At 70.3% G+C, this 6,154-nt stretch carries 3 protein-coding genes and 2 pseudogenes; 4 read left to right on the plus strand and 1 reads right to left on the minus strand.

What is annotated here, in order from left to right:
* The first annotated feature begins 31 nt into the window (after window positions 1-31).
* Complete coding sequence (polA, locus tag E6G06_06080; GenBank protein ID TML92604.1) at window positions 32-2,713, plus strand: DNA polymerase I; 2,682 nt, start codon at window positions 32-34, stop codon at window positions 2,711-2,713.
* A 143-nt stretch (window positions 2,714-2,856) separates the two neighbouring features.
* On the opposite strand, the pseudogene E6G06_06085 reads toward polA, so the two are convergent.
* Window positions 2,857-2,949: pseudogene (locus E6G06_06085) on the minus strand (polysaccharide deacetylase family protein).
* Window positions 2,950-3,278: 329 nt separating this feature from the next.
* On the opposite strand from E6G06_06085, the gene E6G06_06090 reads away from it, so the two are divergent.
* The 3 genes and pseudogenes from E6G06_06090 to rpsA all read left to right on the plus strand — a co-directional run bounded on the left by E6G06_06090 (window position 3,279) and on the right by rpsA (window position 5,831).
* On the plus strand, window positions 3,279-3,476 hold the full coding sequence (locus E6G06_06090) for a hypothetical protein (GenBank protein TML92605.1): 198 nt from the start codon (window positions 3,279-3,281) through the stop codon (window positions 3,474-3,476).
* 76 nt (window positions 3,477-3,552) lie between these two features.
* Complete coding sequence (locus E6G06_06095; GenBank protein TML92628.1) at window positions 3,553-4,251, plus strand: class I SAM-dependent methyltransferase; 699 nt, start codon at window positions 3,553-3,555, stop codon at window positions 4,249-4,251.
* 81 nt (window positions 4,252-4,332) lie between these two features.
* A pseudogene (gene rpsA / locus E6G06_06100) lies at window positions 4,333-5,831 on the plus strand (30S ribosomal protein S1).
* Window positions 5,832-6,154: the final 323 nt, after the last annotated feature.

Genomic DNA, 6,154 nt, shown 5'->3' on the forward strand with positions numbered 1-6,154 from the left:
GTCAGTGAGCGGGCAGGCTTACCATGCGGCCGTGCCCACCGTGCTGCTCCTCGACGGGAACTCGCTCGCGTACCGGGCGTTCTTCGCCCTCCCGACCGACATGGCCACCGCCTCCGGTCAGGTGACCAACGCGGTGTTCGGCTTCACGTCGATGCTCGTGAACCTGCTGAAGGACCACCGCCCGGACGGGATCGCCGTGGCGTTCGACCTCCCGCAACCCACCTTCCGGCACGAGCTGGTGGCGGACTACAAGGGCGGGCGGGCCGAGGCGCCTGACATCCTGCGGCAGCAGATGGGGCTGGTGCGTCAGGTCGTCGAGACGTTGCGGGTGCCCATCCTCGAGGTCCCCGGCTTCGAGGCGGACGACGTGATCGCCACCCTCGCCACCGAGGCCCGCGACAAGGGGATCGATGCCATCATCGTCACCGGCGATCGCGACACCTACCAGTTGGTCGAGGACCCGCACGTCAGGGTGCTCTACAACCGGCGAGGCGTGAGCGACTACGCGCTCTACGACGAGGCGGGGATCAAGGAGCGCACCGGCGTCACTCCCGAGCAGTACCCGATCTACGCCGCGCTGCGCGGCGACCCGTCCGACAACCTTCCCGGTGTGCCGGGTGTTGGCGAGAAGACGGCGGCCAAGCTCATCAACGAGTACGGCGATCTCGACGGTGTCTTCGCCAACCTCGACAAGCTCACGCCGAAGCTCCGCGAGAGCCTGAAGGCGCACGAGGCCCAGGTGCGCTCGAACGCGCTGGCCACGCCGCTGGTGCGCGACGTCGAGCTCGACGTCGACGTGGCCGAGCTGCGCATGGGTGCGTGGGACACCGAGGAGGTGCGCAAGCTCTTCGGCTTCCTCGAGTTCCGCACGCTGTGGGACCGACTGCTCGAGGCGGTGGGGCCCGAGCAGGCGGCGGGGCCCGCGGTCACCACGACCGCGGTGCTCGAGGCTGATGTCACCGTCGTGCGGAGTCCGTCCGACGCGGCCGCCCTCTTCGACCGGCTGGCGAAGACCGACGCCCCGCTGCCCGTCGCCGCGACCTGGGCGGGCATCGAGGGCCGTTCGACGCTAATCGGCCTGGCGTTCGCCACCGGTGAGACCACCGCGTCGTTCGTCGGCGGCGAGCTGCTCGACGCACCCGAGGTCGCGCGCGCGCTCGCGGCGCTCGTCGGCACGGGCGGCCGCCCGGTGCAGGCTCACCGGGTGAAGGAGCTCATGCGCGGACTCGACGGGTTCGGCGTGGACCTCCGCGCCGTCGACCTCGACACCGCGGTCGGCGCGTACCTCGTCGACCCCGCGGAGTCGCAGTACCTGCTGGAGGACCTCGCCGCCCGCTACGCCGGTCTCGAGCTGCGCTCGCCCGACGCGCCGCCGCCCGACCAGCTCGACCTCGACGGCTCGGGCACCGACCCGGCGGACGATGCCGGCCGCCGGGCGCTCGCCGTTGCCCGGCTGGCGCCCGCACTGGCCGAAGCCATGGACGCGCGCAAGCTGCGCGCGCTCTACGACGACGTCGAACGTCCGTTGATCGGCGTCCTCGCGCGCATGGAGAAGGTCGGTGTCGGCGTCGACGTCCCCTACCTGCGCGAGCTGGCCGACGGGCTCGAGTCCGAGGTGCGCCGGCTCGAATCCGAGATCCAGGAGGCGGCGGGCCACGCCTTCACCGTCAACTCCACCAAGCAGTTGCGCTCGGTGCTCTTCGACGAGCTCGGCCTGCAGCCGCAGAAGAAGACGAAGACCGGCTTCTCGACGGACGCGGCGTCACTCGAGAAGCTGCGCGGCCAGCACCCCGTGATCGAGCTGTTGTTGCGCTACCGCGAGGTCGAGAAGCTGCGCTCGACCTACGGCGAGAACCTGCTCGCCTACGTGGGCGACGACGGGCGCATCCACGCCACCTTCAACCAGACCGTGGCGCGCACCGGCCGGCTCAGCTCCGACGCGCCGAACCTGCACAACATCCCGATCCGCCGGGAGGAGGGCCGGCGCTTCCGTCGCGCCTTCGTGCCCGCCGAGGGTCACGAGCTGCTCGTGGCCGACTACAACCAGATCGAGCTGCGCGTGATCGCCCACCTGGCCGAGGACCCCGGGCTCGTCGAGGCGTTCACCTCGCGCCAGGACATCCACACCACGACCGCGGCGCGCGTGTTCAGCATCGACCCGGCCGACGTCGACGTGGAGAAGCGATCGAAGGCGAAGATGGTGTCGTACGGGCTGGCCTACGGCATGGAGTCCTACGGGTTGGGTCAGCGCCTCGGCATCCCCACCGAGGAGGCGGCGTTGATCCTCGCCGCGTACTTCGAGGCGTTCCCGCGCGTGAAGGACTACATGGACCGCGTCGTCGCCGAGGCGCGCGACCGGGGCTACACCGAGACGCTGTTCGGTCGGCGTCGTCTGATCCCCGAGCTCTCCTCGTCGAACTACCGGCTGCGACAGGCCGGCGAGCGCCAGGCGATGAACGCCGGCATCCAGGGTCTGGCGGCCGACATCTTCAAGGTCGCGCTCGTGCGCCTCGACCGTGCCCTCGAGGAAGGTGGTCACCGGAGCCGGATCATCCTCCAGGTGCACGACGAGGTGCTGCTCGAGGTGCCACCGGACGAGCACGCGCTCGCGGCCGAGCTCACCCTCGAGGCCATGCGCGGCGCGTGCGAGCTGCGGGTGCCGCTCGAGGTGAACCTGGCGTTCGGCCCGAGCTGGGCGGACGCGAAGGGTTAGGACGCGAAGAGTTGGCTAACCCTTCTGGCGCTCGATCTCGTCCTCGATCCGCCGCAGCCGCATGAACTTCTCGAAGCGCACGTCCTCGTCGTCGTCGACGCGCTCGGTGAGCTCCCGGGTGAGACGCGCGTGCTCCGCGTTCAGGTCGGCGATGGACAGGAGCGACGGCGGCGGGGCCGACGGCTGTGCGGCCGGCGCCGCGGCCGCGGCGGGCGCGGGGGTGGCCTCCGACGGCGGGGCGGGCGCGAGCGGGTCTGCGGCGACCGGCGCTGCGCCCACCGGCGGGGCCGGCGGGGCGGGCTTGAAGCGCTTGTCGAGCTTGTAGGCGACGACCATCAAGCCCGCGGCGCCGACGAAGAACATCGGGCGGGGGAGGACACCGGTAACGGCCAGCAGCATCACGAGGATGGCGATGCCGCCACTGATGAGGCCGCCGGGTGGCGACTGCGACACCCGGGTGGCAAGTCCGATCTTGTCTCGTTCCGAGGAAGCCGAATGCTGCGACATGCGGCCCCAGAATACGGGGTCCGCGATCGACGCCTGTGCACCGGTGCACCATGGAGTCGTGGCGAACGAGTTCAAGCCGGGTCACCCGGTGGTCTTCTGGTTCTTCATCGTGGTCCTGATCTTCGGGTTCGTCTCCGGCACGAAGGCGCTGATCACGATCGACACCTGCAAGACCCCCACGTCGGACGTCAAGCACTGGCGCGTCATGCCCCCCGAGTGGGTCTGCAGCGCCGGCAGGTTCGAGTGGTCGCGGTGATCGGCGGTTGAGACGAACCTGACGTGACGTGAGCCCGCCAGCTCGAGCGCACTGGTTCGAGCCGCTGGCCGAGTTCATGGGACCGGCCTACCTCCGGTACTCCTTCACCAAGGGGACCGAGCAGGAGGTCGGGTTCCTCGTCGATGCCCTCGGCCTGCAGCCCGGGCACCGCGTGCTCGACGTGGGGTGCGGCCCGGGCCGCCACGCGAACGCGCTCGCCCGGCGCGGCATCGAGGTCGTCGGTATCGACATCTCGCAGACCTTCGTCGACCTCGCCACCGCCTCGGCGCCCGCCGGCGCGTCGTTCGTGCGCGCGGACGCCCGCCGGCTCGACTACGACGGTGAGTTCGACGTTGCCCTGTCGCTGTGCCAGGGCGGCTTCGGGCTGGTGCACGACGACGAGGACGACGACCGGGCGGTGCTCGACGGCATGTCCCGGGCGGTGCGACCGGGTGGTCGGGTGGCGCTCAGCGCGTTCTCGGGCTACTTCGCGGTGCGCTTCCTCGAGGCGGACGACGTCTTCGACGCCGCCACCGGGGTGAACGTCGAGCACACCACCGTGCGCAACGAGGCGGGGGAGGAAGCGAGCTTCGAGCTCAGCACGTCGTGCTACACACCGCGTGAGCTGCGCCTGCTCGCCACCGCGGTCGGCCTGCGCGTCGAGCACGTGTGGTCGGTGACACCGGGTGCGTATCGAGCCGCCGCGCCCGACCTCGAACAACCCGAGTACCTCCTCGTCGCGGAAAGGCCGGGTGGTACGATCCCCCGTCGGTGACCGAGTGGCTCGAGTCACCCTCTCCCGCACGCAAACCCAAACCGTGGGCGGGGGCTGTCCGGAAAGAAGGCGACCCCACGTATGTCCGACCAGGCCGACGAGCAGGCGACCACCGACGCGACCCAGGAACTCGAAGCGGCTGACACCGCCGACGACGATTCCGGCGAGTACACGCCGAGGCAGGTGGTGGCCGACGACCTCGACGGCCTCTCGTTCGAGGACGCGATCGCGGGAACGATCGTCGAGTTCGACGACGGCGACATCGTGAGGGCACCGTCGTCAAGGTCGACAAGGACGAGGTCCTCCTCGACATCGGGTTCAAGTCCGAAGGCGTCATCCCCGCGCGCGAGCTGTCCATCCGCCACGACGTCGATCCCGGCGAGATCGTCTCGCTCGGCGAGGAGATCGAGGCGCTCGTCCTCCAGAAGGAGGACAAGGAGGGGCGGCTCATCCTCTCCAAGAAGCGCGCCCAGTACGAGCGGGCCTGGGGCACCATCGAGAAGATCAAGGAGAACGAGGGCGTCGTCTCCGGTCCGGTGATCGAGGTGGTGAAGGGCGGCCTCATCCTCGACATCGGACTGCGCGGGTTCCTTCCCGCATCGCTCGTCGAGCTGCGCCGGGTGCGCGACCTGCAGCCCTATGTCGGGCGCAACCTCGAAGCCAAGATCATCGAGCTCGACAAGAACCGCAACAACGTCGTGCTCTCGCGCCGAGCCTGGTTGGAGGAGACGCAGAAGGAGCAGCGCGAGGAGTTCCTCGAGAACCTCAAGATCGGCGAGGTGCGGCGGGGCACGGTGTCGTCGGTGGTCAACTTCGGCGCCTTCGTCGACCTCGGTGGCATGGACGGCCTCGTGCACGTCTCGGAGCTGTCGTGGAAGCACGTCGACCATCCGTCGTCGGTCGTGCAGGTCGGCGACGAGATCGACGTGCAGGTGCTCGAGGTCGACCTCGACCGTGAGCGCATCAGCCTCTCGCTCAAGGCCACCCAGCAGGACCCCTGGCAGGAGTTCGCCAACGCCCACCGCGTCGGCGAGCTCGTGTACGGGCGGGTCACCAAGCTCGTGCCCTTCGGCTCCTTCGTGCAGGTCGGCGAGGGCATCGAGGGACTGGTGCACATCTCCGAGATGGCGGTGCACCACGTCGACCTGCCCGAGCAGGTGGTCACGCCCGGCGAGGAGCTCTGGGTGAAGATCATCGACCTCGACCTCCAGCGCCGGCGCATCAGCCTGTCGATCAAGCAGGCCGCCGAAGGTGGGGTCGTCGCCGAGGAGTACCGCGAGCACTTCGGCGAGCACGCCTACGACGAGCAGGGCAACTACATCGGTCCCGAGGTGGCGGCGGGCTTCGAGCCCGAGACCGAGGCGCAGAAGGCATGGGCAGAGGAGTACGCGGCCCAGTACGGCACCGACCCGACCGCGGCGTCGCCGGAGGGCGCGCCCGCTCCCGCCTCCGTCCCCGCCCCGGAGGCCGCCGCCGATGTCGAGCCGGGCGCGGCGGCAGACGCGGCGGCCGAAGCCGAGCCGGAGCGCGGTCCAGAAGCAGGCGGCGCGGCCGAAGGTGGCGCACCCGTCGAGCCGTAGGTCGGTGGTGCCTCCACCGGGGGACCGCGACCGCCACCACCGCCGTCGCCGTCAGGCGGGACCAACCGGTAGCACCCGACCCCGCCCGTCAGGCGCCAGCCCTTGGATTTCAGCGCATGGTGGAACGCGCACAGGCGCTGGAGGTTGTCGAGCGCGGTGGGCCCGCCTCGCGCGAAGGGAACGCGGTGGTCTCGCTGCAGGCGCGTGTCGGCGTCGCACCGCTCGATCACACAGCTGCGGACGCGCACGGCCAGCGCCCGCCGTTGCTCGACATCGACGTAGCGCGTGGCGCGCGTCACCGCCTTGATGTCGACACCGTGGGT

The sequence above is a fragment of the Actinomycetota bacterium genome, assembly GCA_005888325.1.
In the GTDB taxonomy this organism is placed as follows: Bacteria; Actinomycetota; Acidimicrobiia; order Acidimicrobiales; family AC-14; genus AC-14.